This is a genomic window from Bradyrhizobium sp. 191 (genome assembly GCF_023100985.1).
GTDB lineage: Bacteria > Pseudomonadota > Alphaproteobacteria > Rhizobiales > Xanthobacteraceae > Bradyrhizobium > Bradyrhizobium diversitatis.
In genome coordinates, this window is record NZ_CP064692.1 from 5,927,251 (window position 1) to 5,953,387 (window position 26,137).

Consider the following 26,137-nt stretch of genomic DNA (forward strand, 5'->3'; position numbering starts at 1 on the left):
AGAGTTACGCACTGCGCGTTGGGGGCTTGCCTCTTACGTTCGGTACCTGATCGCTCAGCATGTCAGTCACCGGCTCCTATCTCCCTAAGCTCGGCCAAGAAGACTGTGCCGATGTCAACGGCCTGCTTTGCAGCGTCTGCGTCGACCCCGTGCGAGGCTTCGTTCATGACCCGCAGGGCCCTGAGCAGTTCCTGGGTGCTGGCCGGTGCGATCCCGTGCCATTGTAGGTCCCGTAGCATATTCATGATGCCGACCGGCCGGTTCGCCGCGACGCCCTTTGCCACGGCGAGGTCGCGGAGCGCTCGTTCGATCTCAATGCGAAGCTTCACCACTGACATCAGCGGGAACTCGCGTGCAAACTCCTCCACCGTCGGAAGGTCCCCTGCAAGCTGAGGCGGAAGCGCATGGGAGAGCTGATATTGAGCCACGCCCATCGGCTTGCTGGAATCCCGGAGCGCATATTCCACGATGACCTCGTTGCGCCCCTTACACAGGATGATGCCGATGGTTGGCTTGTCATCGGGGTGGCGCAATTGATCGTCCACGGCCGAGAGGTAGAAGTTCATCTTCCCGGCAAATTCCGGTTTGAAGTCCTCGATCTTCAATTCGATCACCACGAAACAACGCAGGCGAAGGTGATAGAAGAGGAGGTCGAGATAGTAGTCTTGGTCGCCGACCTCGAGGTGGTATTGGCTGCCGACGAAGGCGAAGCCCTTGCCGAGTTCGAGGATGAGCGAGCGCAGATGCGCGATGAGACCACGTTCGAGATCGCGCTCCAGCATTTCGGGGCCAAGCGAGAGGAAGTCGAACGTATAGGGGTCCTTGAGGATTTGCTGAGCGAGCTCGGATTGCTCGGCCGGAATGGTTCGCGAGAAGTTGGTCAGCGCACTGCCTTGACGAGCGAAAAGATTGCTGTCGATCTGGTGGGCGAGGACGTTACGGCTCCAGCCGTGCTCGATCGCTTGCCGGGCGTACCAGGTGCGTTCCTCGGACGCTTTGACGGCGTCAAGAAGGCGGACGTTATGGCCCCAGGGCAATAGTGCAACAACCTGTTGCACAAATTCGCTGTCGGGCCAGGCCTCGGCGAAGGCGCGCATATATTTCAGGTTTCGGGCCGAGAGTCCGGTCATCTCTGGGAAGGCTCGGCCGAGATCCTCCGCCAACCGATCGATGACCTTGGCGCCCCAACCCTCTCGCTCCTGTCGGCCGAGAATGTCCCGACCGATGGTCCAGTACAGGAGGACGAGCTCCCGATTGACCGAAAGGCCGGCCCGGTGCCGTGCCGCTGCGATTTTCTGTTTCAGATCGCCGACAAAGGCAGAGTAGCTTTGCAGGTCGATCTCGACGGTCGCCTTACCAGTCTTAACGCGGCGATGGGGCTTGGATGGTGTAGAACTCATGCGGCCATCTTCACGTGCTTCTTGGCAAGCATGGCACGGACGAACTTGTCCCATTTCATCATGCCGGCGCGTTTCTCGGCCATGTAGTTCCAGCGGTCGTAGTGCTTCGAGCTGACGTCCTGCAGGGCATGGTTTTGCAGGCGGTCGCGGACTTCCTTCGGGATGCCGGCCTTGCCCGTCAAAGTCTTGAAGGTCCGGCGCAGGTCGCGGTTCGTCACATAGGGGATCACGCCGCGGTCCCGCTGGCGCCACATGAACGAATAAAGCGTGCCGTGGCTGACGGGCTTCGACGGATCCTTGGCCGAAGGGAAGAACCAGCCGTATTCGTTGACGTTGATGGATGAGATCAACTCTGCGGCCAGATTCGGCACCGGAACGGCATGGGGCTGGTCGTTCTTGGTCGTGGACCAGTCGATGATCTTCTCCTTAGCGTCCCATTGGTCGATGTGGAGGCTCGCGATCTCCTCGACTCGCTGGCCGGTCAGCATGAGGATTCGGACCGCACGGGTATACGGCGGATGGACAGGCGTATCGCGGCACTCTAGCCAGCGATAGAGCTGGACGAACTCGTCCTCATCGAGCCAGCGCGTGCCCTTGACCTTCGGTTCGGTCGGAATGCCGGTCGCCGGATTGAAGGGGATGCGGAAGCGCCGAGCGGATTGCTGCCGATAGTCGTTGTCTGACTTCATGCCCCAGCTAAAGGCCGCGTGCATGTACGACCGCACATGGTCGGCCATCGACTTGGCGCCGCGTTCGTAGATCGGTCGGATCAGTTCGATGATTTCCTCTGACTCGATATCGCGGGCGAGGCGGTTGCGCCCGAGCGTGTCCGCAATCTTGTTCAGGCCCTTTTCGGTTTCTTTCCAGGAGGGTTTGTCCGCAGCCTTGCCAGGGCGCGTGTCGGTCGCGATTTTGATGCTTCGGCCCTTCTGGATCACGTCAGCGATGACGTGACCTGCGATAATGATGACGTAATCAAGCGCGATCGCGCGGACCAAGTTGCCAATGGTGAAAATCGCAATGGAGAGGATCTGGATACTGCGGCGACTCATGCCCTTGAACATCCAGGCGTTTAGCGGCGCGAAGACGGCGTAGCAAAATGCATAAATCGAGATGATCCAGCCCGCCGCGGCCGTTGAGATGCCCAGGTCACGAGAGATCACATCAAGCGCTCCGATGATCACGAACGTGTCCAGGCCGATGGCGAAGGCACCGATCGTTAGAGCAGCAACGATGACTTTCGCTTGCGCATTGAGGAAGGACAAGGTCATGATTGTTCCGTGGGTTTCCGCACGTGCTTAAGCCAGAACGTCATGCACCTTCGGATAGGGACTGATCGTCGTCGCCTCTGGTCAGCATCATGAGAGGAGTACTCGTTCATGGCTCTAAAATCGTCACGCTCATAGAACTCAATCGCGTTAGCGTCGGGTCGATCTTGATTGGGTCCGAAAACCGGAAAATCATAAACCGGCTCTGCAAACCATGCTCGCCGAAGTGCTGGACCAGGCAAGATGCCGCCAGGGGCGAGCCGTGATCCGAAGCCTCGATGCTAAAGAACAATAGGCAACTATAGTCGCCATCAGCGAGATAATGCATCGGCGATCGCCTTGCTTGCTCAGGCGAAACTGATGCTCCTTCACACCCGAGTCCGCATGAGATGATCGGCTTCCTATCGACTGTCACCAGATTATGGCTGAGGGAAGACCGACCGCAGGGGAATGGACTTCTGAACCTGGGTCGTCGGTCGCTCGATCAAGAGGTCCGGTGATGGCGAAAGTGCTCCCCTGTGCAATTGTGAGAGGCGATCACAGAGTTGCTTGTCCGCAGCCGTGAGGCGATGGTTGAAACGCAGATAATCTCCCCAAGTTGCGGTGCGAAATGTTTCCGTCCACTGTGAAGGGTCTTGAAGGTTGCGCAATAGCGTCCATTGCCGCGCGCCTATACGGCTTCGTATACGTCTGCGTTGGCGCATGAGGTCCAAGAAAGCACCGATATTTTCTGGCGAGATTTGGTATTTGATCTTGACCATGATCGGTCCGCTGCGCGACTGCAGATCGAGATCGAGATCGAGATCGAGATCGAGATCGAGATCGAGCGCGGGAGCTTGGACGCCCTCTGAGGGAGCGTTGTCGGGTTCGACGCACTCTTGGATCGGCAAAAAGAACCCGATTACGGCAACAAGTAACGTGGCACCGGCCGAGGCCTCCAAGGCTGTTGTCAAGGAATAGTTTTGAGCTGTCGCGCCCCACAACCAGCTCCCCGCCGCCAAGCCACCATACGTCAAGGCATAGTAAATCGAGATCGTGCGGCCGACGATCCATCGCGGGCTTGCCCATTGAATGCTGATGTTGAATCCGGACCAGCCGATAACCCAACCTGCCCCGCCCAAAGCGAGAGCGACTGCCGCCATCGACGAAGAGGAGGTTGATGCCAACACTGCTGAGCATATCGCACAGGCGAAGCATGCCACCTTCAGCAGTTTTTCCGCAGACAGGATTCGTCGCAGGAAGCCAGACAAAAGGCCGGCCAAAAGAGCGCCGCCTCCGAAGCCGGCCATCAAGGCGCCATACACAACTGGTCCACCCTGCAAATGGTCGCGAACGATCAAAGGGAGAAGCGCGAGCACGGCGATTCCCGTGAAGCCAAAGAGAACGCCTCGTGCAATTGCCGCCACTATTTCGGCTGACATGGCGGCGAAACGCACGCCGTCCGAAACCGAAGTGGTCAACGATTCCCGCGGTAGCGGCGATGGGCGAACCTGCCATTTGCAGCGCCATACCACGATCAATGGCACCAACAGGCAAAGCGTATACATAGCAAAAGCGATCAGTGGACCAAAGGCGGCGAGGATAAGGCCTCCGAGTGCTGGCCCGACACTGCGGATCGTATTGAAGCCGACGGAAGTCAGCGTCACGGCTGCAGCCAGATCGTGCCTCTTGACGATATCGCCAACCGAGGCCTGCCAGGCAGGGTCGTTAAAGGCGATCCCGCAGCCTGCCAGGAAGCTGAAGCCGAGGAGCACCCAGGGATTGAGAAAGCCCAGCGCAACCACAATGGTCAGTGCGGCGCCTGCTCCAGTCATCAGGCATCGCGCGATCAACATGACTTTGCGGCGATCGAAATTGTCGACAATCGCGCCGGCGAAGATCGAAAGGAGAAATGGAGGCAGGGTCGTTGCCGCCTGCACCAGTGCGACCATCAGATCGGACGATGAGATCGTGGCCATGAGCCAGCTCATGGCGACTGTCTGGATCAACCAGCCTAACCCGGATACCAGTCCCGCGAGCCAGATTGCACGGAAGGTTGCGTTCTTAAGAGGTGAAAAGGGAGTTAAGGAAATCGCCTGCGCCTCAGTACGTACCACCTTGTTCATAGCTTCCAGGTCATGTCTGTCGCCAGCCGGCATTTTGGCGCCGTGTCGCTGATGGCTCACATTACTTCAAACTGCGCCGCGGAGATGGACGAAGGTGCCGTGAGCGTGCAGCATTTCTGCGCGAGAACGCACGAGAGGGCCGATTTCCGGCACTCAGTAAGGCATGCTTGCCACTTCGATTACTTGAGTTGCATCCTCGCTCACTCAAGGGCTGCGGCTTGGACAGAGTCGAAAAGACGCTGTTCTGACTGAACTAAAGCCGAATTTGCGCGCCGCCGTCGAATTATTTGCCCAAAGCCGGCTTTGAACTTGCCTTATGCTTTTGCGAGCGATTGTTTTCTCACCGGCATTCGGAGTTTCGCATGGCAAGCTCTCGCTCTTTCGGCATTCTGGAACTCGAGCGTGACCTGTCACCCGATGCCCCTCGGCCCAACCCGAGCCCCGGATCGCTGCGCCATCCCAATACGTTCGAACACCCGGCCATTTTTGAAACGGTGCCTGGGGCTTGGGTCGAGAATGTCGTCCGCGGCGATCCCTCGCTGGAGCTGCCGTATGTCAAGGCAGCTCAGCGTCTCGTTGAACGAGGAGCGATCGCGATCAGCTCGAACTGCGGCTTTTCGATCCGACACCAGACAGCGATCGCAGCGGCGGTGAACGTGCCAGTGATCATGTCAAGCTTGCTCTTAATCCCAGCCTTGTTGCGCCAGCTCCCGGCGTTCGGAAAAATCTCGGTGCTGACCTATGATTCAGCGCATTGCAGCGAAGACCTGCTCGGCGTCGACGACGCCACTCAGCGTGCCCGAATCATAGTTGGTGGGATCGAGGGCGGAGAGTTCTGGCACAATGAATTGAAGCGGCCGGTGCCGCCGACCAGCGTCGCCAGCATCGAAGCGGATGTTGCAGCGTGTGTTGAGCGCCTTCGCAGGACGAATCCGGAGATCGCTGTGATCTTGCTCGAATGCGCAGGCTTTCCCATTGTCGCGCCCGCTATCCGTCGTCTCACCAGACTACCGGTTTACGACATTGTCAGCCTATGCCGGGCGACCGCTGCGGCGCTCGGTTGAGATCTCGCTCGCCGGCGCGACGGTGGGCTTTCGCGCAGTCGAAGGCTTGTACTGCGATCGGGGACCCATAAGAGCTTCTAATACCACGACGACGATGTCGCCTCAGTGGCCTGACATTTGCTTTGCGAAAGCTAAACGCAGCTAAGCGCTTGCGTTCAATCTGAGCGCCGCAGCCATCCTTGGGCGGGCGAGTGTCCAGATCTTGGCGACCGCTTTGCGCTCAACGCGACCGTCGCACGGTTGACAGTTCGAGCAGAAAACATGCGCTGGGTCCGAATATACGCAGGAATAATGCGTACCAGCCACATAATTTAAGCATTTTCATCTTTCCCTTGTGGTTAGCTTCTGGGAATGGTGAGGGGGGGGTGGGACGAGAGCCGCCCAACAAGCATGCGCTGTCGCAATGCTCGTCGGGGCAGGCGTGGGCTTCCAAAACTTCTCCGAGGATTGGGATGAGTTCAGCCACATCTGCATCGGAAGGTGGGAAACAATACCGGTTGCTACTGGCGCCGGCGTTGCTGACCCTTCTCGTCTTTCTGGTGATCCCAGCGGGGATCGTCCTGCGGATAAGCTTCTACCCTGGCGGCACGAGCATTGGAGCCGAAGGCTATTCCCTGGCCCAGTATGCGAAGTTCTTTGGGAACTCGCTGTATTTGTCGGTGCTTGCGGAGACTGTGGCTTACGCGCTGATCGTTTGCCTCGGCTGCCTCGTCCTCGGTTTTCCAGTTGGTTACTCCCTCGCGCGGCACCCTCCAGCCGAGCGCCGCCTGCGCATGCTGATGGTGATCGTTCCGCTGACCTTGAGTCTGGTCGTGGTTGTCTTTGGGTGGCTCGTGCTGCTCGGCCGGCAAGGTCTGGTGAACAACGTGCTCGTGTGGCTGGGGATCGTGACCAGCCCGCAGCAATTGCTGTTCAACCGCGCTGCTGTCGTGATCGTCCTCATCCAGCAATTTCTGCCGTTTATGATTATCTCTGTCATGAATGTCGTCATGCAGATTGATCCCGTCCTCGAGCAGGCATCGACGAGCCTGCGCGCAAATCGCGCACGGACATTCTTGAAGGTCATTATTCCTCTCTCGACGCCGGGTATCCTGGCGGGATTGTCACTGATTTTCGTGATGGCTGTTTCTGCATTCGTGACGCCTCGGCTGGTGGGGGGGCCGCGGGCCCAGATGGTCGGCGGATTCATCTACGATCAAATTCTGACCACGTCGAATTGGCCGTTCGGTGCCGCGATGGCCTTCATTTTGCTCGCGGTGGGCTTTGGCCTCATGGCGGCCCTGAACACGGCCATCATTCGTCCGCTCACGCGAGGTCTCCATGTTCGGTGAAACCATGGACAGGATACTGGCTTGGGTGGGGAGGCTGGTTCGCGCACTCGTCTATCTTGCGCTGATACTTCCTGCCGTGATTGTCGTCGCGACGTCCTTCACATCGGGCGACGCAATGCGGTTTCCGCCGACAGGATTCTCGCTGCGCTGGTACTCCGCATTCTGGGAGAGCTCACTTTTCATTGATTCGCTGACCCTGAGCCTGAAAGTGGCTGCGCTGGCGACGGTCTTCTCCCTCCTGATCGGCTTCGCGGCCGCGTTCGCAATCGAGCGCCATAAGTTTTCCGGTCGGAGTTTAGTGCGCGGTTTCCTTCTTTCTCCCCTACTTATGCCAGCCGTGGTCCTGGGATTAGGACTGATGCAGTTACAGGTCTGGATCGGCTTGAGCCAGACTTTCATTGGCCTGCTCATTGGCCACGTGGTCGTGACGCTCCCTTATGTCGTGCGCACGCTATCGGCCAGCATGGTGTTGTTCGACCGAAATCTGGAGCAGGCTGCAATGAGCCTGCGGGCCACGCCCGCCACGATTCTGAGAACAATAACGATCCCGTTGCTTATCCCCGGTATCATTTCCGCCGGTGTGTTCGCATTCGTCACATCGTTCGGAAACGTCAGCCTCTCGGTCTTTTTAGGGGCGGGGGGCAATGTCACGCTTCCAGTCCAGGTGTTGGCTTACGTCGAGCAAACCGTCGACCCGCTGGTTGCCGCGGTATCGTCGGTCGTCATCGTCTTCACGCTGCTAGCCATTTTAGTCGCTGACCGCATCTCAGGACCGAAGTCCGTCATTTAGGGAGAAGCATGCACACTCTTGTTCATGATGCACTTGCGTCCAGTCTGCGGCGCGAAACGATCGTTTCCTTTCGTAACCTCAGGAAGGATTACGGTGCAATTACGGTCGTGCCCGATTTCTCGCTCGAGATCGGCCGCGGTGAGCTGGTGTGTCTTCTCGGCCCCTCGGGATGTGGCAAGACAACCACGCTGCGCATGTTGGCAGGATTCATCGCGCCAACCGGTGGCGAGATTCTGATCGACGGGCAGGATGTGACACACGTTCCCGCATTCAGGCGTGACGTCGGCATCGTCTTTCAGAACTACGCGCTGTTTCCGCACATGACCGTGATCAAGAACGTGGAGTACGGCCTGGTCAACATCGGGATGAAGAAGTCGGAACGCAACATTCGCGTTCAGGACATACTGCGAAGGGTCGAACTGCAGCAGCTTGCCGAACGTTATCCGCGCGAACTTTCAGGAGGACAGCAACAGCGCGTTGCGCTCGCCCGCGCGCTCGCCCTTCGACCGAAAGTGCTCCTTCTCGATGAGCCCTTCTCCAATCTCGACGCGCAGCTTCGCCTACGCCTTCGTGAGGACCTGCATAGCCTAATCCGCAGCCTTGAAATGACGACTCTATTCGTGACTCACGACCAGGACGAGGCTCTCACGCTTGCAGATCGCATCGTCATCATGAACAACGGTACGGTAGAGCAGGTCGGCAGTCCCGAGGAGATCTACGATGCTCCGGCAACGCGGTTCGTGGCCGAGTTCATCGGACGGTGCTCCCTGCTGGAGGGACGGATCGTCGAAAACAGCGAATTCAGGACCGACGACGGCTTGACCCTGCCGGCTTGCGGGACGGCAGGAAACGTCACCGCCGTCATCAGGCCCGAGAACGTGAAGAAGCCGCACGAATTGCCGGGAGTGCCTGTTCGCGAGGCGACGATCGAAGCGAGTGATTATCACGGCGCGCTCACCCGGCTACGTCTCCGTCTGGGCAAGTCCAGCTTGATCATGGATACCCAGTTTCCCGTTGGCCAGAAGCCGAGACCTGGGGACCAGATCGACATCGTCATCGATCCCGCAGGCCTTCGTTTCGTGCCTCGGCCCAATGACGTTTAGGGCTGCTCCGCCCGCCAGTGACGCCAAGTCTTCGTAAACAGAAATTGCACAGGAGGAGTTCATGAATAGACGGGACTTTCTTGCACTAGGTGCCGCTTCGGCTCTGACGGCGATCGCGGCCCCCGCGGTACATGCCCAGCAGAAGAAATTTGCCGGCGTAACGCTTCGCATCAATGGCTACGGAGGCACCTACGACAAAGCCCTCATTGAAGGCGTAGCGAAGCCCCTCGAAGCAAGCACCGGCCTCAAGGTGGAGTACATCCCCTCGAGCCCCGCTGCCGACATCGCCAAGCTCCTTTCAAACAAAAGCAATCCGCATATCGATCTCTTGATGGCAGATAGCCCGCTCATACCTCAGTGCATTCGGGGAGACATATTGGAGAGCTTCGGTGCCTCGGATGCGCCCAATCTCTCCCGCGTCCTTCCAGGTTTTCGCGAATTCGGTGACTATGGTGCGCCGTTCAGCGTTGCGTCCATTGTTCCCGTCTATAACGCAGATACGGTCAAGCCGCCACTGACCTCTTTCACGGATCTCGCTCGTCCTGACTTGAAGGGAAAGGTTTCGACCATGCCCGCCACCGGTTATACGGGGTGGCTTGTCTTACTCGCGCTTGCCGAAGGGAATGGGGGATCTCTGGCAAATATGGAGCCGGCGTTTAAGGTCATCGCAGCCGCGAAAGACAACATCATTGCGACACCTCCCAGTTCCGTCGCGCAGCTCCAGGCATTCACGCAGGGCGAAGCGCAGGCGGGCACGCTCTGGGACGGTCGTGCCTACGAGGCGAGGAAATCGGGCACGCCGATGCAAACGGTTGTCGCACGAGAAGGCATCTACGCGGTCACATCTTACACGAACATCGTCCGAGGATGTCGCAACAAAGAGGCTGCGCTCGCCTACATCAACCATCTGCTGTCCGATGAGGGCATGCTTTCGGTGCCGAAAGCCCTCCGCTACGGACCGACCACCGATGTGGCGCTCGGCGATCTCGCGAGGGACATCCTCATCAACTCTCGCGAGCGAGCGGCATTGAAGCGGCCGATCGATTGGAAGGCGTTCATGGAGCAGGGCCCGGCTCTCGGAGAGCGAATGACGAAGGAGCTGAGGAGCTAATCGCTTCGGACTCATGAGAGGCCCTTCACATACGGCGTGGACTTTTAGGGCCTCTTCCTCTTCCCCGGACGAACAGCGGTCGCTACTTGCGACAACAGCGACTTGCCTCATTGCGGAAGGATTGTCAGCGATTGTGCGCGTCCGACCGACATGTTGCAGCATTGCTGCGCGGCATTCAGGTCAGTCGATGCTTTCCGTCGAGGTCGGTCTGGTAGTGTTGGATCAGGCTCAACGCGACACCGTGGCGAGATGGCAATGAAGAATATCGCGAACAATCTGCTTTCCGGGCCTGAACAGGAAACGATCGTCGAGATGCGTCACGCTTTGCATCGCGAGCCGGAGCTTTCCAACAACGAATGGAAGACCCAGCAGCGCATCCGTGAAACCTTGGAACGATTTGGTCTTACGGGCGCGAAGACGTTTCACAAGACCGGACTTTACGTCGATATTGAGGGAGCGGCCTCCGGCGCGCGACGTTCCGTCGCCGTTCGCGGCGACATCGACGCGTTGCCGATCCAGGAAGCGCGAGACGACCTGTCCTACCGCTCGCAAGTGCCAGGTTTGATGCACGCCTGCGGTCACGATATGCACGCATCGATCGCGATGGGGACCGCGCTTGCATTCCACCGGATGCGCGAAGATTTTTCCGGAAGGGTTCGCGTGATTTTCCAGCCGGCCGAGGAGGCTGAGCCGCTCGGGGGGCGCTCGGTAGCGGAAGAGGGCCTGCTCGACGGGTTCGACGCGGCCGTCGGTTTCCACGTAAAAACCGACCTGCCCGCCGGCACCTACGGCGCACGTGCAGGTGCAGTGACCAAGTCGGCGGATCAATTCGCGCTCAAGCTGATCGGGACCATGGCTCACGGCGCCAGGCCGCATGCCGGGGTGGATGCAATCGCAATGGCAGGAGCGTTCATCAACGAGGTCCAAAAGGTCGTTTCGCGGGAAATGCCGTTCGATGATGGCGCGATCATTACGATCGGAACGATCGCCGGTGGCGAAGCGACGAACATCATTTGCCCTTTCGTCACGATGACCGGGACGATCAGAACGAGCAGCCTAGAGCGGAGAACGCTCTTAGTTCAGCGCGTTCGAGAAATCGCTGAGGGCGTCGCCGCCATGCATCGCGGAAAGGCGGAGTTTTCTCATCGATTTGGCGAGCCGCCCGTTGTTAACGATGCTGCCATGGTTGAACGCTTTCGGCGGCTCGTTATGGAGACGGCGGGCGAGGACAGATTTTCCGACAAGAAGTCCCCGACCGCTGGCGGCGGCAGCGATGATTTCGGCTTCTATTCTGCCTGCGTGCCTTCGATCTACTTCTGGTTCGGCAGTGAAGGCCCCGGCAATCAGTCGGGCGTGCACACACCGACTTTCGGAGCTTCGGACGACCTGCTCGGTCCGACCACTGAATTGACGGTTCGGTACTGTCTGGAAGTGTTGAACTCATAAACAGAACAAAAACCCTAACCGCACCCAAGGAGCTGAAACCATGACAATGCCAAAGGCCTCGCAGGCGTTTCCCCGTTCCGAATATCTGCGAAGACTGACTGCCGTTAAGTCGGAGATGGAGCGGCGTGAAATCGAGGTGCTGGTAGTCACGGCCCCTGCCAATATCACCTACCTTTCGGGATACACCTCAAAGTCGGGATATGTCCCTCAAGGCCTGGTCGTTTCCTTGAAGGACGAAGAGCCGACGTTCATTACGCGTCGTATGGATGGACCGGCGGCACTCCACCAGATGTTCATCGACCGCACTCGCGTGATCGGCTACCCGGAAGCGCTCATCGCCAATCCCGATCGTGACGGATATGACGCCATTATCGATTTTATCATGGACAAGGGTTTTGGCCGTAGGGGGCTTGGCCTTGAAGCGAAGCTCTTGCCGTCTTTGACGGTTGAAAAGTTCAGGTCTCGAGCGGCGCAGGCCGGGGTCGTCGATTGCACCAATTTGGTCACCTGGATTCGAGGCGTCAAATCGGATCTCGAAATCGCGATGATGCGTGAAGCGGCAGCGATTTCCGACGCGGGAATGCTCAAGGCCGTGGACGTCATCCGCCCGGGCGTGCGCGAAGCCGATGCATCCGCAGAAATCATTGCGACGCTGGTCCGCGGCGCGAACGGAAAGCCGGGCACCGATCTCGCGAGCTTCTTTCTATGCGCCACGCCGCGCACATCCACGTGCCACATTCGCTGGACTGAAGACGTCTTCCAGCAAGGTTCCCAGATCAATCTCGAATTCAGCGGCGTCCGGCACGGCTATACCTCTCCGCTGATGCGCACGATGTCGATCGGCAAGCCGTCGGACCAGATACGACGACTGCACGAAGGAGAGGTTGCAGGCTTAGAAGCCGCACTTGCTGCCGCCAAGACCGGCAAGACCTGTAGCGACATCGCCTCAGCATTCAATACGACGCTGAGAAAACATGGGTTCGAGAAGGAGTCGCGGTGCGGATATGCCGTCGGGATCGACTGGACAGAGCCGACGGCCAGCCTGAAGGAAGGCGATACGACTATCCTGAAGCCGAATATGACGTTCCATCTCATGCTCGGAAACTGGGTCGATGAGGACGTGGGCTATGTCATCAGCGAGACGTTTCGCGTGACCGACGCCGGCGGCGAACCATTCACGAAATTGCCGCGCGATCTGTTCGAGATTTGATCTCGTTACCCTATCTGGAGGCAGCTCCGATCCTCTACAGGCGCGGCAATCCCGCGCCTGTAGGCGCAAGCTTGTTCGAACGAATTGTGTAACTACGGTTCGCACAAGAGGCTCGATCCCAAACGGAGACGCCGAGAATCTGTCACTATCCCTTGGCAGTAGCAGCGAAGCTGCGTTATTCTGGAGCCAGACGCAGGAATTGAGCGAATGGCTTTTAGCTACGATCGACTGGATGCGCGTATCATGACGCTCGTCCAGGGCAACAACCGGTTGACGTCTGATGAAATAGGCGAGCGGGTTGGATTGTCGGCGACGGCCGTCCAACGGCGGCTCAAGAAGCTACGGGACAGTGGCATCATCGAAGCGGACGTATCGATTGTCTCGCCGAAAGCCGTCGGTCGTCCCGTTTCCATGTTGGTGCTGGTGTCGTTGGAGCGAGAGCGCGCAGATATCATCGATCGCTTCAAGCAGGCATTACGTGCCAACAGGGAGGTGATGAGCGGCTATTACGTCACCGGCGAGGCGGATTTCGTGATCATCGTCACGGCAACCGACATGGAAGGCTATGAGCAGTTCACCCGTCGCTTTTTTTATGAGAATCCCGACATCAAGGGCTTCAAGACTCTGGTCATCATGGACCGCGTGAAGGTCGGTTTCACCATTCCGATCGAAGCGCCGGAGATCTGAGCCTAAGGCGAGCTTCCTGAGCGAAGCTGTAGGCGGTCCTCTCTATGTCAAGTTACCAGATGACCGAGTAGACATCTGCGTTGCGCATCTTCGAGTTTCAACGGGCGTTGGGCGAATCCGATCCGGCACCGTCGTGAGGATTGCACAGAACGCGGCGTTCGCTCCCAACCGGCCGATAGCTCGGACCACCTCCTGTCCGCTTGTCCTGAACTGCTGATCAACGCGCTTGGGGGCGATCCGAAGCTGTGATTGGAAAACAGCGCTTGCTGAGGATCGGAGCGGCGTTCCTGCGAGAACACGCTTCTATTTGCAGAATTAAATACCCGAGCGACCCGCACTCGCCGCTTTCCTGTGCAGGGCCAGCCTTATGGTGGCGGCTCACCGATGCTCAATTTGGAGAGCCATTTATGAAGGGCCTCGCGCCGGCGGCACTGAAGGAACTGGTACGACCAGATCTGGTCGAAACGCGGGCGTTTCTGAATGGTGCCTGGGTTGAAACAAGCCAAGCTCTTCCGGTGGAGGATCCCGCGACCGGCGAACTCCTCTGCAATGTCATGGCCTGTGGGCCCAGCGAAGTCGATCTCGCGGTCAGGGCTGCTGCACGGGCGTTCCTGACTTGGCGCGATCGTCTGCCCTGCGAGCGCGGCGCCATTTTGCGCGCCTGGGCACAAGCGATCAGGCGGAATGCCGAAGACCTTGCCGTGATCATGACCTGCGAGCAAGGCAAGCCGCTTTTGGAGGCGCGCGGCGAAATCGCTTATGGTGCAAATTTCATCGACTGGTTCGCCGCTGAGGGGCAGCGCGCCTATGGCGATACGATTCCCAGCCATCTGCCGAACAGCAAACTATCGGTTCAGATGCAGCCAATTGGCGTAGCATTGGCCATAACGCCGTGGAATTTCCCTTCTGCAATGATCGCGCGCAAGGCCGCGGCCGCGCTTGCCGCGGGCTGCACCATGATCGTGAAGCCCGCCCCAGAGACGCCGCTCTCCGCTCTGGCGCTCGCAAAGCTGGCGGAAGAGGTAGGCCTGCCTGCCGGCGTCTTCCAGGTCGTAACCGGAGAGGCGCCGTCCCTCACAAGGCACCTGCTTGAGCGGACCGAAATCCGGGCCTTCTCGTTCACCGGATCAACGGAAGTGGGGCGCCTCTTGCTCAGCCAATCTGCGCGAACCGTAAAGAAAACCTCGATGGAGCTCGGCGGTCACGCGCCGTTCCTATTATTCGACGACGCCGTCTTTGAAGCGTCGGTGATTGGATGCATCGGCGCCAAATTTGCGACTTCGGGCCAGGATTGCCTGGCCGCCAACCGGATCTACGTTCAACGCGGCATCTATGGCCGTTTCGTGGATCGCTTTGCAGAGGCGGCGGCACAATTAAAAGTCGGCCATGGATTAGCAAGCGGCACCGATGTTGGTCCGATGACGCGACCCGCGGTTGCACAAAAATGCCGCCAGCACATATCGCAAGCCCTGTCCGCCGGCGCGCGGCTCATTGCGGGCGGACAGGACAGCCCGCTGGGAGGCAACTTCGTCACACCGACAGTGCTCGCTGACGTCACGGACGACATGTTAATCGCGAACGAGGAGACCTTCGGGCCAGTGGCTGCGATCCTCCCCTTCGATGATGAGGCCGAAGTCATTGCGCGGGCCAACGACACAGAAATGGGGCTCGCAGCTTACGTCTACACACAGGATCTCGCACGGACGATGCGCGTGGCCGACCGCCTTGAGTACGGAATGGTTGCTGTGAACACGCCGAAATTCACGGGCGCGCCAATACCTTTCGGGGGGTGGAAACAGTCGGGGCTCGGCCGGGAAGGCTCCAAGCTCGGCTTGGCCGAGTATCTGGAGCCCAAATATGTCTGCATCGGCGGCGTTGCCGCTTGAAGGAAAAATAGTGATGATCGATGTCGCGAAGATCAGCGAACTGGACCGTCGTTCGGTTCTCCATCCTTTCACGCAGCTGAAGGAGTTCGCAACAGGTAGAGCCGGTGACCCTACCATTGTCGAGACCGGCAGAGGAATTCGTATCCAGGATGCCACCGGCAAGGAACTGATCGATGGTTTTGCCGGTCTCTATTGCGTGAACGTCGGCTATGGTCGAACCGAGGTCGCTGAAGCCATTTCCAGACAGGCCTATCGTCTTGCCTACTATCATTCCTACGCCGGGCATACGACGGATGAGCTTGCCCTTCTGTCTGATCGCCTGGTGAAGATGGCGCCGGGCAAGATGAGCAAGGTATTCTATGGAATGTCCGGCTCGGATGCCAACGAGACGCAGGCGAAGCTCGTTTGGTACTACAACAATCTCAGGGGCAAGCCGAAAAAGAAGAAGATCATCTCGAGAGATCGTGGTTATCACGGCTGCAGCGTCATCTCCGGTTCGATGACCGGCATGAGCTTCTATCACGATCACATGGACCTGCCGTTTTCGCAGATCCTGCATACCGGCGTCCCACACCACTTCTGGGGCGCACATTCCGGTGAAACCGAGATTGAGTTCTCGCGACGCCGCGCCGCGGAGCTGGACGACCTCATTCAGCGGGAAGGTGCTGAAACCGTCGGCGCCTTCATCGGCGAGCCCGTCCTCGGCACCGGAGGCATCACGCCTCCCCCGGAAGGCTACTGGGAAGCCATTCAGGCAGTGCTGCGCAAGCATGACGTGCTTCTCATCGCCGATGAGGTCATTACCGGGTTCGGCCGTACCGGTTCAATGTTCGGCTCGCAGCATTACGGGATCGAACCCGATCTGATTACCATCGCAAAGGGCTTGACCTCGGCCTACTTTCCGCTATCTGGCGCGATCGTTGGCGAGAAGGTCTATCAGGTCATGGAAGAGGCCGCCGACCGGGTGGGGGCCTTCTCTCATGGATACACCTATTCCGGTCACCCGATCGGCGCGGCTGCAGCCAACGCCGTGCTAGATATTGTCGAGAAGGAGGATCTTCCTGCCAATGCCGACACGGTTGGACGTCACTTCCAGGCCCAGTTGGAGGCCAAGTTTGCGCAACTGCCAATCGTCGGAGAGGTACGTGGCGTCGGCCTCATGGGAGCCATCGAGTTCGTCGCCGATCGCGACAAGAAAGCTCGCTTCGATCCCGCACTCAAGGTCGGCGCACGGGTTGCGAAGGCGGCACGGGATCGCGGACTGATCGCACGGGCGATGCCGCATGGTGACATCCTCGGTTTCGCTCCTCCGCTTGTCATCACCAGGGCCGAGGTCGATGAGATGGTATCTATTGCGGAATCGGCTGTTCGATCGGTCATGGATGAACTGGTCCATGAAGGACAGAAGATCTAGCTTGGTTATCTCCTCCAAGTTTGGTTGTCCTCTTGAAGCACGGTCCGGAAATCCGCTTCGCATCTTTCCGGATCATGTGCAGGGATCGAATGATTGTTGAACACCGTTACTCATTCGTCTTCGAGGCATACCTCGCCTATTTTTTGTTCGCGAAAGCGGCCAGCCCAAATGCATTCGGCCGCCCGCGAACGTGTCCTGAAAACCTTTGCGATATTCGCACGCGCCTGACTGCGGGCCGTTCAGGATTACAATTCGCAATCCAGGTTGAGGAAAATGTGTTTGTGTTGCGCGCCTTGCGCGATTCGCTCGGCTTGCCCCGGCCGGCGGGCTGAAGACAGTCCCTGGCATCGCCGACGTGTGGCTATGAGTTGCTGAGAGCAGACCAATGGCTCTCTCTTGGCGCTGGAAGCGATCTCCCTAGCGGCATCGGCTTCAGCTGTGCCTATCGATTGGCTGTTCGTTTGCTTTAACAAAGCCCGTGCCAGACTTGCAGTTCATTGCGAGGAACGGACGTCTTCTCCGCCGAGTTGTGCCACGATCCAATCTGCAAAGGCTCGCACTGCCGATCTTTGTCTGCTGGCGCGCGGGTAGATCAGGCGGTGTCCGACGTAGCGGATATCGTTGGCGCGTCCCGCCAGCGGAGCGACCAATCGTCCGCTCGCCAGTTCGCGCTCGGCCAGGAGGGTTGATTCCAGCGCCACGCCCAATCCCTCCGCAGCGGTCGCAATCGCAAGAAAGCTCCGGTCGAATCTCATGCCGTGAAGCGCAGGCGCTTCCAATCCATTCCCGGTGAACCATTGGTGCCACTGCACCCGCTTCACGTCGGAACGGATAAGCGTCTGATCGAGGAGATCGGCAGCCTTTCGTATCGATTTTGCGAGCGAGGGAGAGCAGAGCGGCGTGACCGTCTCCTCCGGCAGAGGAATAATTTCGACACCTTCCGCGCGCGGCGGACCGTAGACGATGTCGATATCGAAATCATCGTTGCTGAAGCGTGCGTAGTCGGTGTTTGCAGCCAGTCGAACTTCGAGCTTCGGGTAAGCGGCGAGAAACTGTGCAAGCCGTGGCGCCAGCCATTGCGCGGCAAAGCTGGGCGCGGAATGGACGCGCACCAATTGTGGCCCGCGCGCAGCGACTTCCTCCAGGCCACGGCGGAGCTGATCGAATGCCGCTCCCGTGTGACGCATCAGGTTCTCGCCGGCCGGCGTGAGCCGCACAGACCGCGAACTGCGCTCGAACAGAACTGTGCGAAGCGTACCCTCCAGCTTGCGGATCGCGTGACTGACGGCGCTTGGCGTCAGATGAAGCTCATTCGCCGCATCGCGAAACGACCCGGTGCGGGCGGCGGCTTCAAAGGCTCGAATTGCCGATATGGGGATATTCGACAGCATCTCATAAGTGAACCAGATTCATCGATCCGTGACAACTGTGCGTTTGTCCTCTGGCCCTCTGCAGGTCATTCCTAGCCTTGCCAAGAAAGAACAAATTCGCGGGAGGAACTGATGCTGCTCAGCGGTAAGACGGCCATCATTTCGGGCGCGGCCTCGCCGCGCGGGATCGGGCTTGCCACCGCCCGGCGGTTCGCCGGCGAGGGCGCTCGGGTCGCTATTCTCGATATCGACGCAAGCGCTGCGGCGGATGCTGCGGCATCGCTTGGAAACTCCCACATTGGGCTAGGGTGCGACGTCGCTGACAAATCGTCCTGCGAGCAGGCGGTCGCTCGCGTGATCGAATCCTTTGGCGGCATTGATGTTTTGGTCAACAATGCCGGCATCACCCAGCCGGTGAAGTTCCTGGAGATTTCAGCGGCCGATTGGGATCGCATTCAGGACGTCAATCTGAAGGGTGTTCTGTTCCTCTCCCAAGCCGTGATCCCGCATATGCGCGCACGGAAATCCGGATCGATTGCTTGCATGTCGTCGGTCTCGGCCCAGCGTGGCGGTGGAATTTTTGGCGGCCCGCACTACTCCGCGGCGAAAGCCGGCGTGCTTGGCCTCGCCAAGGCGATGGCACGGGAGTTTGGCCCGGATGGCATTCGCGTGAATTGCGTCACGCCCGGCCTGATCGGCACCGACATCACGGCAGGAAAGCTGACCGATGAGATGAGAGCGAAAATCCTGGAAGGCATTCCGCTCAATCGTCTCGGCTCGGCGGACGACGTCGCCGGCATCTACACCTTCCTGGCGTCGGACCTCTCGGCCTACGTGACCGGTGCCGTGATCGACGTCAATGGCGGCATGCTCATCCACTGAGTTAGCGAGACAAGGTCAGATCGATGGAAACGCCGACCAACATGCTTGCGAACACCCCCAAGCTGGCGGACCGCGCCTACAACATTCGCCGCAATGCGCTGCGCATGGGTGAAGTCCAGGGCCAAGGCTATATCGCCCAGGCGCTGGACATCTCCGACGTTCTCGCGGTGGCCTATTTCCACGCAATGCGCTACCGGCCGGAGGATCCGTCCTGGGAAGGACGCGACCGCTTCCTTCTCTCGAACGGGCACTACGCTATCGCGCTCTACGCCGCGCTGATCGAGGCGGGGATTGTTCCCGAGGAGGAGCTCGAAACTTATGGCAGCGACGAGAGCCGCCTGCCGATGTCGGGCATGGCCTCCTACACACCCGGAATGGAAATGTCGGGCGGCTCGCTCGGACTTGGGCTTAGCATCGCCGTCGGCATGGGTTTGGGACTCAAGCGCAAAAAATCCGAGGCGCGGGTGTACACTTTGTTCTCCGATGGCGAGCTCGACGAAGGCTCCGTTTGGGAGGCGATCCAGTCGGCAGGTCACTTCAAGCTCGATAATCTGATCGGTATCGTCGATGTCAACAATCAGCAGGCGGACGGTCCTTCCACGCAGGTCATGGCATTCGAGCCGCTGGTGGACAAGCTTCAGGCCTTTGGCTGGTTCGTGCAGCGCGTCGACGGCAACGATCTCGATGCCGTGGTTGCCGCCTTCGACGTGGCCAAATCCCATCCCGAGCCCAAGCCGAGGATGATCGTCGCCGACACGTTGATGGGGAAGGGTGTTCCATTCCTGGAGCAGCGCGAGAAGAGCCATTTCATCCGGGTCGAGCCGCACGAATGGCAGCTCGCGCTTGCCGCGCTGGAAGCCGGGAGGCAGGCATGAAGACCGTCAGATCAGCACCGCAGCCGGGCAAGCCGCGCCTGACCACCTCCGCCATGATTGCATCGATCGCGACGGAGGGGCAGAAAACGAAACCTGCGCCCTTTGGACACGCGCTCGTCGAGCTCGCACGCAGCCGTCCCGATGTGGTCGGCATGACGGCCGATCTCGGCAAGTACACTGACCTGCACATCTTTGCGAAGGAATTTCCGGACCGCTATTACCAGATGGGCATGGCCGAGCAGCTTCTGTTCGGCGCCGCCTCCGGCCTCGCCGCCGAAGGCTTCATGCCGTTCGCCACCACTTACGCCGTGTTCGCATCGCGGCGAGCTTACGACTTCATTCACCAGACGATCGCGGAGGAAAACCGCAACGTGAAGATCGTCTGTGCATTGCCCGGCCTGACCTCGGGCTACGGCCCGAGCCATCAGGCCGCGGAGGATCTTGCGCTGTTTCGCGCGATGCCAAACATGACGGTCATCGATCCCTGCGATGCCCATGAAATCGAGCAGCTGGTGCCTGCCATCGCGGCGCATCAGGGGCCGGTCTACACCCGCCTGCTGCGCGGCCAGGTGCCGGTCGTGCTGGACGAGTACGACTACAAATTCGAGCTCGGCAAGGCCAAGCTGATCCGCGACGCGAAGGACGTCCTGGTCATCTCATCCGGCATCATGACCATGCGTGCGCTCGAGGCCGCGCAAACCTTGAAGGACGACAATATCGATATTGCGGTGCTGCATGTTCCAACCATCAAGCCGCTCGACGCCGAGACGATCTTGCGTGAAGCTGGCAAGTCGGGCCGCCTTGTCGTCGTTGCCGAGAACCACACAACGATTGGCGGCCTCGGCGAGGCGGTTGCCACACTTCTGATGCGTTCAGGCGTCCATCCGCCTTTCCGCCAGATCGCATTGCCGGACGAATTTCTTGACGCTGGCGCACTTCCGACACTGCACGACCGCTACGGGATTTCCACCGCAGAGGTCGCACGGCAGATCAAGCAGTGGCTTTAGCGCACCGGCACTAAGCGTCAACCCATCCAAGCCCGAGTGAGGAGCTACGCCCGTCGCATGTTGCGGGGGGCGAGCGATGGTTCTTGCCCAAATGCCGGCGGTCGAGAGCCGGTGAACGAAGAGCCCGGAAGGCTGCATGCCAGCGCAGATTGATGCAGTCGGGACCAACGTCAATGCAGGATCAGGAGGAAGACATGACTATCTCGAAGCCCGGAAGCATCAGCCGCCGTTCGCTGTTGATGGCGGCCACGGCCGTCCCTCTCTGCGGGATTCTGACCCGCCCGGCGTCCGCCGCCGAGTTCGTCTACAAGTTCGCGACCGGACAGGATCCAACCCATCCGGTGAATATCCGGGCCCAGGAGGCCATCGACCGTATTCGCGAAGCGACCGGCGGCCGGCTGGAGATCAGGCTGTTCCCGGCCAATCAGCTCGGCTCCGACACCGAGCTTTTGACCCAGGTTCGCAGCGGCGGCGTCGAGTTCTTCAATCAATCGTCCTCGATTCTTGCCACCCTGGTGCCAAGCGCGGGCATCGTGAACACCGGCTTCGCATTCGCCGGCTACGACAGCGTCTGGAAGGCGATGGACGGCGACCTCGGCACCTATATCCGGGCGCAGATTGCCAAGACGCCGATCATGGCGGTGTCGAAGGCCTGGGACAACGGTTTTCGTCAGGTGACCTCGTCCGGCCGCGAGGTGCGAACGCCGGATGATCTCAAGAATTTCCAGATCCGCGTACCGCCCGCGCCGCTGCTGACCTCACTCTTCAAGGCGCTCGGCGCCGGTCCGACCCCGATCAACTTCAACGAGGTCTATTCCGCGTTGCAGACCAAGGTCGTCGACGGCCAGGAGAATCCGCTGCCGATCATCGCCACCGCGCGTCTTTATGAAGTGCAGAGCACGTGCAGCCTGACCGGGCACGTCTGGGACGGCTACTGGATCCTGGGCAACAAGCGCGCCTTCGAGCGCCTGCCGAAGGACGTGCAGGAGATCGTGACGCGCGAGCTCGACCGCTCTGCCGTCGATCAGCGAGCCGATATCGCAAAGCTCAGCCAGTCATTGCGAACCGACCTCTCGGCCAACGGCCTCAAGTTCATCGACGTCGATCGTGCCGCTTTCCGCCAGGCCTTGTCCAAAACCAGCTTCTATGCCGACTGGAAGGGCAAGTTCGGTGAGGAGGCGTGGTCGCAGCTCGAAAAAGCCGCGGGTCAGCTATCATGACCAGCGTGAGCCATACGCCGCACGCAGATGCCAGTATGGCGGCCGGCGCGTCTCAAGCAGGCTCGCGCAGTTGGATAGTGAAAGCGAATACGGTGCTCGGTCACGTCGTCGCAGTCCCGGCGGCATTGCTTGTCCTGGCGGAGATCGCGGTCCTGTCCGCGGGCATCGTGGGCAGATACGTGTTTCGCTCGCCGATCGTCTGGTCGGATGAACTTGCCGGCATTCTCTTCCTCTGGCTCGCCATGCTCGGATCGGTGATTGCGTTCCAGCGCGGCGAGCACATGCGGATGACCGCCATCGTCGGCGTGCTCGGCGCGGAGGTTCGCGCGTTCCTGGATGTCATAGCGGCCGCGGCGTCGCTGGCATTTCTCGTGCTCGTCGCTTGGCCGGCCTATGAATTCGCGGCCGATGAGGCCTTCGTCACGACTCCGGCGCTTGAGATCGTCAACACCTGGCGTGCGGCAGCGCTGCCGATCGGGATCGGGCTGATGCTAGTCGCAGCCGTCCTCCGGCTCATCCGCATCGCGAACCTGCGCAGCTTGCTGGCCTCTCTGGCGATCGTCGCAGGCGTCATCGGGACGTTCGTTCTGCTGGCGCCGGTGTTGAAGCCGCTCGGCAATCTGAATCTCCTGATCTTCTTCGTTCTCGTGGTCGGCGCGATGGTCTTTGCGGCCGTGCCGATCGCGTTCGCATTCGGCCTCGCCACGGTCGGCTATCTCGCCCTGACAACCAGCACGCCCGACGTGGTGATGATCGGACGGATGGATGAGGGCATGAGCCACCTGATCCTGCTTGCCGTACCTCTTTTCGTCTTTCTTGGCCTTCTGATCGAGATGACGGGCATGGCACGCGCTATGGTCAGCTTCCTGGCGAGCCTTCTCGGTCACGTCCGCGGCGGACTGCACTACGTGCTCGTCGGGGCAATGTATCTGGTCTCGGGCATTTCCGGCTCCAAGGCGGCGGACATGGCTGCGGTGGCTCCGGTGCTGTTTCCCGAAATGCGACAGCGCGGAGCCAAGCCCGGCGATCTCGTTGCGCTCCTGGCCGCGACGGGGGCGCAAACCGAGACGATTCCGCCGTCACTTGTTCTGATCACGATCGGCTCGGTGACGGGTGTTTCGATCTCCGCGCTATTCACCGGCGGGTTGCTCCCCGGCGTGGTGCTCGCGGGCATGCTCGCCGCCGTCGTTTGGTGGCGATACCGGCGCGAGGATCTGTCTCACGTCAAACGAGCCACGGGGCGGCAGATTGGCCGCGCTTTCGTGATCGCGATTCCCGCCATCGCACTGCCATTCGTGATCCGGACCGCCGTCGTCGAGGGCGTCGCAACGGCAACCGAGGTCTCGACCATCGGCATCCTGTACTCGGTCTGTGCGGGTCTCTTCATCTATCGGCAGTTCGACTGGCGCCGCATCTATCCGATGCTGGTCGAGACGGCCTCGCTGTCGGGGGCGATCCTGCTCATCATCGGCGCGGCGACGGGCATGGCCTGGGCGCTGACCCAGTCGGGATTTTCTGCCTCTCTTGCAAAGTTCATGACCAGCCTTCCCGGCGGCGTCCCCGTCTTCCTGGCGGTGACGATCGTGACCTTCGTGATCCTGGGCAGCGTGCTGGAAGGGATCCCGGCCATCGTTTTGTTCGGCCCGCTCCTGTTCCCCATCGCGCGGCAGGTGGGGGTGCACGACGTCCACTACGCGATGGTGGTCGTTCTCGCGATGGGAATCGGGCTGTTCGCGCCACCCTTCGGCGTCGGCTACTACGCGGCGTGCGCGATCAGCCGCATCAACCCGGACGAGGGAATGAAGCCGATCGTGGGCTACATGATCGCGCTCTTGATCGGCACACTGATCGTCGCGGCCGTGCCCTGGCTGTCGATCGGCTTCCTTTGAGCCTCGGCGGGACGCCTCGCGGGACAAAACCGCGAGGCACCTCGTCAAGCGAATTTCGGCAGATACAGCGGCAGGCCTTCACAGGCCATATCGATCTCCTCGACCTGGCCCTTGCCGACTTCAGTGACACGCAGCTTCTTGCCATCGAGCGTGAAGGCACAATTCGTCGGCTGCGGCCCATCCAGGATCAGCCGGTCGACCACTTCACCCCGTCGGTCCAGCACCGTGACGTTCTTCTGGTTGTAGACCGTGCAATAGAGGCGGCCATCCGTCCCGAAGGCCATACCGTCCGGCCCTTTGAAGTCGGGATTGGAATCAGGCTGCAGGACGTTGCCGAAGACCGCACGTGTCGGCGAGGCTTCGCCGAGCACGTCGTATCGGTAGATCTCGCCGGTGAAGGACGCGTTGGCATAGAGCTGATTGTCGGGACCGAAGGCAATGCCATTGGTGAACCGGATCTTGCGATCGAGCACGCGGAGGACCTTCATGGCCGCTGGATCGATCTCATACACACGGCCGTCCCAGTCAAGATTCATATAGTCGTCGACGAAGGCCTGGCCGTTGATGAAATCCTCAGCGGCCATGCCGGAGTCGGTCATGTAGAGCAGTCCATTCGGACCGAAGCAGAGATCGTTCGGAAACAGAAAGCGGTCCGTATCTTCGCCCTGCATGCGCCGGATCTCGGTGCCGCTTTCGTCGATGCAAATCAGCGCTCGCAGGCCGGCTTCCGCGATCCAGATCCGGCCGTGACCATCGGTCGTTAGTCCGTTCGGACGACCGCCCGTTGTCCGGATCACCCTGCGGTTGCCGCGAGAGTCAAGCCGCGTGATGCAAAGAGTCGACGCGGACATCTCCGTGACATACATTGATCCATCCGGCAGGCACACCGGGCCCTCGGGCGCTCCGATTCCGGTGGCAAAGTGGCTCGGCGCCATTTTTCCTTCCCCCTTTTCCATATCATTGGCTCTCGTTATACGATGACCAGGCCGCTGGCCGGATCGATCAGCACCACACGATTGAGGTCGATGGCGAGGTCGATCAGCTCGCCATGGCTGCTGACGTCATGAGCTTGCAGCTCGGCAACCGCATCCACTCCGCCGATCTTGATGGTAGTGAAAGTGCGGGTGCCGGTCGGCTGAATGAGATCGGCGACGGCTGAATAAGAGACCACTCCGGCGCGCAGAGGTCCGCCGCTAGCCCGGGTAAGGTGCTGGGGACGAATGCCGACGAGAACCTCCCGTCCATCCCAGTGGGTGACTAATGTGGCCTTTGCGGGCGGAAGTGTCAGCGAATCACCAGGCCGAAACACAACTGCTGCAACGCCGCCGTTCGTCTTGAGGGTCGCCGGGATGAGGTTGATCGACGGAGACCCGAGAAAGCCGGCCACAAAACCCGTACGGGGCTGCTCGAACAGTTCAAGCGGGGCGCCTTGCTGCTCGATCTTTCCGTCACGGAGCAGCACGATGCGGTCAGCGAGCGTCATCGCCTCGACCTGGTCGTGGGTGACGTAGATCATCGTGGTCGTGATCTCGTGATGCAAACGCTTGATCTCGGTCCGCATCTCGTCGCGCAACTGAGCGTCCAGATTCGAGAGAGGTTCGTCAAAGAGGAAGAGGTCCGCCTTCCGGACGATGGCCCGGCCGATGGCGACGCGCTGACGCTGTCCGCCGGAGAGCTGCCGAGGATAGCGCTGCAGAAGATTGCCGATGCCGAGCATTTCGGCGGCTTCGCTGACCCGCTTCCTGATCTCCATCTCTGGAGTCTTGCGGGCGCGCAGACCGAACCCGATGTTCTCGTTGACGGTCAAATAGGGGTAGAGCGCGTAGTTTTGAAACACCATCGCGATGTTGCGCTCGCGCGGGCGCAGATCGTTGACCACCGCGCCGCCGATGGTGATCGTTCCGTCGTCCGGGTCTTCAAGACCGGCTATTGTTCGTAAGAGCGTGCTCTTGCCGCAACCTGACGGCCCTACAAGCACTGCGAATTCGCCGTCGGTGATGGTGAGATCCACACCCCGAACCGCGTGCACGTTGCCGTAGTACTTGTGCACCCCGGACAGCTTGACGTCAGCCACTCCGC

General features: G+C 59.9%; 22 protein-coding genes. 16 read left to right on the forward strand and 6 right to left on the reverse strand.

The window, feature by feature from the left end:
- Positions 1 to 62: 62 nt before the first annotated feature.
- From IVB23_RS27665 to IVB23_RS27675, 3 genes are all read right to left on the reverse strand, one after another.
- On the reverse strand, positions 63 to 1,400 hold the full coding sequence (locus tag IVB23_RS27665; RefSeq protein WP_247800715.1) for a PDDEXK nuclease domain-containing protein: 1,338 nt from the start codon (positions 1,398 to 1,400) through the stop codon (positions 63 to 65).
- Positions 1,397 to 2,671, reverse strand: coding sequence for an MFS transporter (locus tag IVB23_RS27670; protein WP_247800716.1), 1,275 nt, complete (start codon positions 2,669 to 2,671; stop codon positions 1,397 to 1,399). Before IVB23_RS27670 ends, IVB23_RS27665 begins: the two co-directional genes overlap by 4 nt.
- Before the next feature lie 416 nt (positions 2,672 to 3,087).
- Positions 3,088 to 4,773: an MFS transporter gene (locus tag IVB23_RS27675; RefSeq protein ID WP_247800717.1), complete on the reverse strand. Its 1,686-nt coding sequence runs from the start codon at positions 4,771 to 4,773 to the stop codon at positions 3,088 to 3,090.
- 362 nt (positions 4,774 to 5,135) lie between these two features.
- Here IVB23_RS27675 and IVB23_RS27680 point away from each other — a divergent pair, with 362 nt between their 5' ends.
- From IVB23_RS27680 to IVB23_RS27730, 11 genes are all read left to right on the forward strand, one after another.
- Complete coding sequence (locus IVB23_RS27680) at positions 5,136 to 5,837, forward strand: hypothetical protein (protein WP_247800718.1); 702 nt, start codon at positions 5,136 to 5,138, stop codon at positions 5,835 to 5,837.
- 452 nt (positions 5,838 to 6,289) lie between these two features.
- A complete protein-coding gene (locus tag IVB23_RS27685; RefSeq protein ID WP_247800719.1) occupies positions 6,290 to 7,168 on the forward strand; it encodes an ABC transporter permease in 879 nt (292 codons plus the stop codon).
- Positions 7,158 to 7,958: an ABC transporter permease gene (locus tag IVB23_RS27690; RefSeq protein ID WP_247800720.1), complete on the forward strand. Its 801-nt coding sequence runs from the start codon at positions 7,158 to 7,160 to the stop codon at positions 7,956 to 7,958. The genes IVB23_RS27685 and IVB23_RS27690 overlap by 11 nt, the downstream gene beginning before the upstream one ends.
- Positions 7,959 to 7,966: 8 nt before the next feature.
- The gene (locus tag IVB23_RS27695; RefSeq protein ID WP_247800721.1) at positions 7,967 to 9,061 is read left to right on the forward strand and encodes an ABC transporter ATP-binding protein; all 1,095 of its coding nucleotides are present in this window, start codon (positions 7,967 to 7,969) and stop codon (positions 9,059 to 9,061) included.
- 61 nt (positions 9,062 to 9,122) lie between these two features.
- Positions 9,123 to 10,172: an extracellular solute-binding protein gene (locus IVB23_RS27700; RefSeq protein ID WP_247800722.1), complete on the forward strand. Its 1,050-nt coding sequence runs from the start codon at positions 9,123 to 9,125 to the stop codon at positions 10,170 to 10,172.
- Positions 10,173 to 10,427: 255 nt separating this feature from the next.
- The gene (locus tag IVB23_RS27705; RefSeq protein ID WP_247800723.1) at positions 10,428 to 11,618 is read left to right on the forward strand and encodes a M20 family metallopeptidase; all 1,191 of its coding nucleotides are present in this window, start codon (positions 10,428 to 10,430) and stop codon (positions 11,616 to 11,618) included.
- Positions 11,619 to 11,658: 40 nt separating this feature from the next.
- The gene (locus IVB23_RS27710; protein WP_247800724.1) at positions 11,659 to 12,828 is read left to right on the forward strand and encodes a Xaa-Pro peptidase family protein; all 1,170 of its coding nucleotides are present in this window, start codon (positions 11,659 to 11,661) and stop codon (positions 12,826 to 12,828) included.
- A gap of 207 nt (positions 12,829 to 13,035) precedes the next feature.
- Positions 13,036 to 13,515, forward strand: coding sequence for an Lrp/AsnC family transcriptional regulator (locus tag IVB23_RS27715; RefSeq protein WP_247800725.1), 480 nt, complete (start codon positions 13,036 to 13,038; stop codon positions 13,513 to 13,515).
- A gap of 407 nt (positions 13,516 to 13,922) precedes the next feature.
- Positions 13,923 to 15,401 (forward strand): NAD-dependent succinate-semialdehyde dehydrogenase, encoded by a 1,479-nt coding sequence (locus IVB23_RS27720; protein WP_247800726.1) that lies wholly within the window; start codon positions 13,923 to 13,925, stop codon positions 15,399 to 15,401.
- Between the two features lie 10 nt (positions 15,402 to 15,411).
- The gene (locus IVB23_RS27725) at positions 15,412 to 16,815 is read left to right on the forward strand and encodes an aspartate aminotransferase family protein (RefSeq protein WP_247804975.1); all 1,404 of its coding nucleotides are present in this window, start codon (positions 15,412 to 15,414) and stop codon (positions 16,813 to 16,815) included.
- Positions 16,816 to 16,904: 89 nt separating this feature from the next.
- A complete protein-coding gene (locus IVB23_RS27730; RefSeq protein ID WP_247800727.1) occupies positions 16,905 to 17,147 on the forward strand; it encodes a hypothetical protein in 243 nt (80 codons plus the stop codon).
- A 162-nt stretch (positions 17,148 to 17,309) separates the two neighbouring features.
- Here the strand turns inward: IVB23_RS27730 and IVB23_RS27735 are convergent, their stop codons facing one another.
- On the reverse strand, positions 17,310 to 18,206 hold the full coding sequence (locus IVB23_RS27735) for a LysR substrate-binding domain-containing protein (protein WP_247800728.1): 897 nt from the start codon (positions 18,204 to 18,206) through the stop codon (positions 17,310 to 17,312).
- 111 nt (positions 18,207 to 18,317) lie between these two features.
- On the opposite strand from IVB23_RS27735, the gene IVB23_RS27740 reads away from it, so the two are divergent.
- The 5 genes from IVB23_RS27740 (at position 18,318) to IVB23_RS27760 (ending at position 24,058) form a co-directional block, all read left to right on the forward strand.
- Entirely contained in the window at positions 18,318 to 19,067 is a 750-nt protein-coding gene (locus tag IVB23_RS27740; RefSeq protein WP_247800729.1) for a glucose 1-dehydrogenase, read from the forward strand.
- A 23-nt stretch (positions 19,068 to 19,090) separates the two neighbouring features.
- Complete coding sequence (locus IVB23_RS27745) at positions 19,091 to 19,942, forward strand: transketolase (protein WP_247800730.1); 852 nt, start codon at positions 19,091 to 19,093, stop codon at positions 19,940 to 19,942.
- Entirely contained in the window at positions 19,939 to 20,949 is a 1,011-nt protein-coding gene (locus IVB23_RS27750; RefSeq protein WP_247800731.1) for a transketolase family protein, read from the forward strand. The genes IVB23_RS27745 and IVB23_RS27750 overlap by 4 nt, the downstream gene beginning before the upstream one ends.
- 194 nt (positions 20,950 to 21,143) lie before the next feature.
- Positions 21,144 to 22,169 carry a TRAP transporter substrate-binding protein gene (locus IVB23_RS27755; RefSeq protein WP_247800732.1) on the forward strand — a complete coding sequence of 342 codons (1,026 nt, stop codon included), beginning with the start codon at positions 21,144 to 21,146 and terminating at the stop codon, positions 22,167 to 22,169.
- Positions 22,170 to 22,204: 35 nt separating this feature from the next.
- Positions 22,205 to 24,058 carry a TRAP transporter large permease subunit gene (locus tag IVB23_RS27760; protein WP_247804976.1) on the forward strand — a complete coding sequence of 618 codons (1,854 nt, stop codon included), beginning with the start codon at positions 22,205 to 22,207 and terminating at the stop codon, positions 24,056 to 24,058.
- Positions 24,059 to 24,102: 44 nt separating this feature from the next.
- Here IVB23_RS27760 and IVB23_RS27765 read toward each other — a convergent pair whose 3' ends face one another.
- Together IVB23_RS27765 and IVB23_RS27770 are read right to left on the reverse strand one after the other, a co-directional pair.
- Positions 24,103 to 25,014, reverse strand: a complete 912-nt coding sequence (locus IVB23_RS27765) for an SMP-30/gluconolactonase/LRE family protein (RefSeq protein WP_346659117.1) — start codon at positions 25,012 to 25,014, stop codon at positions 24,103 to 24,105.
- A 14-nt stretch (positions 25,015 to 25,028) separates the two neighbouring features.
- Positions 25,029 to 26,132 (reverse strand): ABC transporter ATP-binding protein, encoded by a 1,104-nt coding sequence (locus IVB23_RS27770; protein WP_247800734.1) that lies wholly within the window; start codon positions 26,130 to 26,132, stop codon positions 25,029 to 25,031.
- Positions 26,133 to 26,137 lie beyond the last annotated feature (5 nt).

Bases quoted from the DNA above. Each gene is read 5' to 3' on its own strand.
- IVB23_RS27665 (WP_247800715.1), bottom strand. From the start codon at position 1,400: ATGAGTTCTACACCATCCAAGCCCCATCGCCGCGTTAAGACTGGTAAG.
- IVB23_RS27670 (WP_247800716.1), bottom strand. From the start codon at position 2,671: ATGACCTTGTCCTTCCTCAATGCGCAAGCGAAAGTCATCGTTGCTGCT.
- IVB23_RS27675 (WP_247800717.1), bottom strand. From the start codon at position 4,773: ATGAACAAGGTGGTACGTACTGAGGCGCAGGCGATTTCCTTAACTCCC.
- IVB23_RS27680 (WP_247800718.1), top strand. From the start codon at position 5,136: ATGGCAAGCTCTCGCTCTTTCGGCATTCTGGAACTCGAGCGTGACCTG.
- IVB23_RS27685 (WP_247800719.1), top strand. From the start codon at position 6,290: ATGAGTTCAGCCACATCTGCATCGGAAGGTGGGAAACAATACCGGTTG.
- IVB23_RS27690 (WP_247800720.1), top strand. From the start codon at position 7,158: ATGTTCGGTGAAACCATGGACAGGATACTGGCTTGGGTGGGGAGGCTG.
- IVB23_RS27695 (WP_247800721.1), top strand. From the start codon at position 7,967: ATGCACACTCTTGTTCATGATGCACTTGCGTCCAGTCTGCGGCGCGAA.
- IVB23_RS27700 (WP_247800722.1), top strand. From the start codon at position 9,123: ATGAATAGACGGGACTTTCTTGCACTAGGTGCCGCTTCGGCTCTGACG.
- IVB23_RS27705 (WP_247800723.1), top strand. From the start codon at position 10,428: ATGAAGAATATCGCGAACAATCTGCTTTCCGGGCCTGAACAGGAAACG.
- IVB23_RS27710 (WP_247800724.1), top strand. From the start codon at position 11,659: ATGACAATGCCAAAGGCCTCGCAGGCGTTTCCCCGTTCCGAATATCTG.
- IVB23_RS27715 (WP_247800725.1), top strand. From the start codon at position 13,036: ATGGCTTTTAGCTACGATCGACTGGATGCGCGTATCATGACGCTCGTC.
- IVB23_RS27720 (WP_247800726.1), top strand. From the start codon at position 13,923: ATGAAGGGCCTCGCGCCGGCGGCACTGAAGGAACTGGTACGACCAGAT.
- IVB23_RS27730 (WP_247800727.1), top strand. From the start codon at position 16,905: ATGATTGTTGAACACCGTTACTCATTCGTCTTCGAGGCATACCTCGCC.
- IVB23_RS27735 (WP_247800728.1), bottom strand. From the start codon at position 18,206: ATGCTGTCGAATATCCCCATATCGGCAATTCGAGCCTTTGAAGCCGCC.
- IVB23_RS27740 (WP_247800729.1), top strand. From the start codon at position 18,318: ATGCTGCTCAGCGGTAAGACGGCCATCATTTCGGGCGCGGCCTCGCCG.
- IVB23_RS27745 (WP_247800730.1), top strand. From the start codon at position 19,091: ATGGAAACGCCGACCAACATGCTTGCGAACACCCCCAAGCTGGCGGAC.
- IVB23_RS27750 (WP_247800731.1), top strand. From the start codon at position 19,939: ATGAAGACCGTCAGATCAGCACCGCAGCCGGGCAAGCCGCGCCTGACC.
- IVB23_RS27755 (WP_247800732.1), top strand. From the start codon at position 21,144: ATGACTATCTCGAAGCCCGGAAGCATCAGCCGCCGTTCGCTGTTGATG.
- IVB23_RS27760 (WP_247804976.1), top strand. From the start codon at position 22,205: ATGGCGGCCGGCGCGTCTCAAGCAGGCTCGCGCAGTTGGATAGTGAAA.
- IVB23_RS27765 (WP_346659117.1), bottom strand. From the start codon at position 25,014: ATGGAAAAGGGGGAAGGAAAAATGGCGCCGAGCCACTTTGCCACCGGA.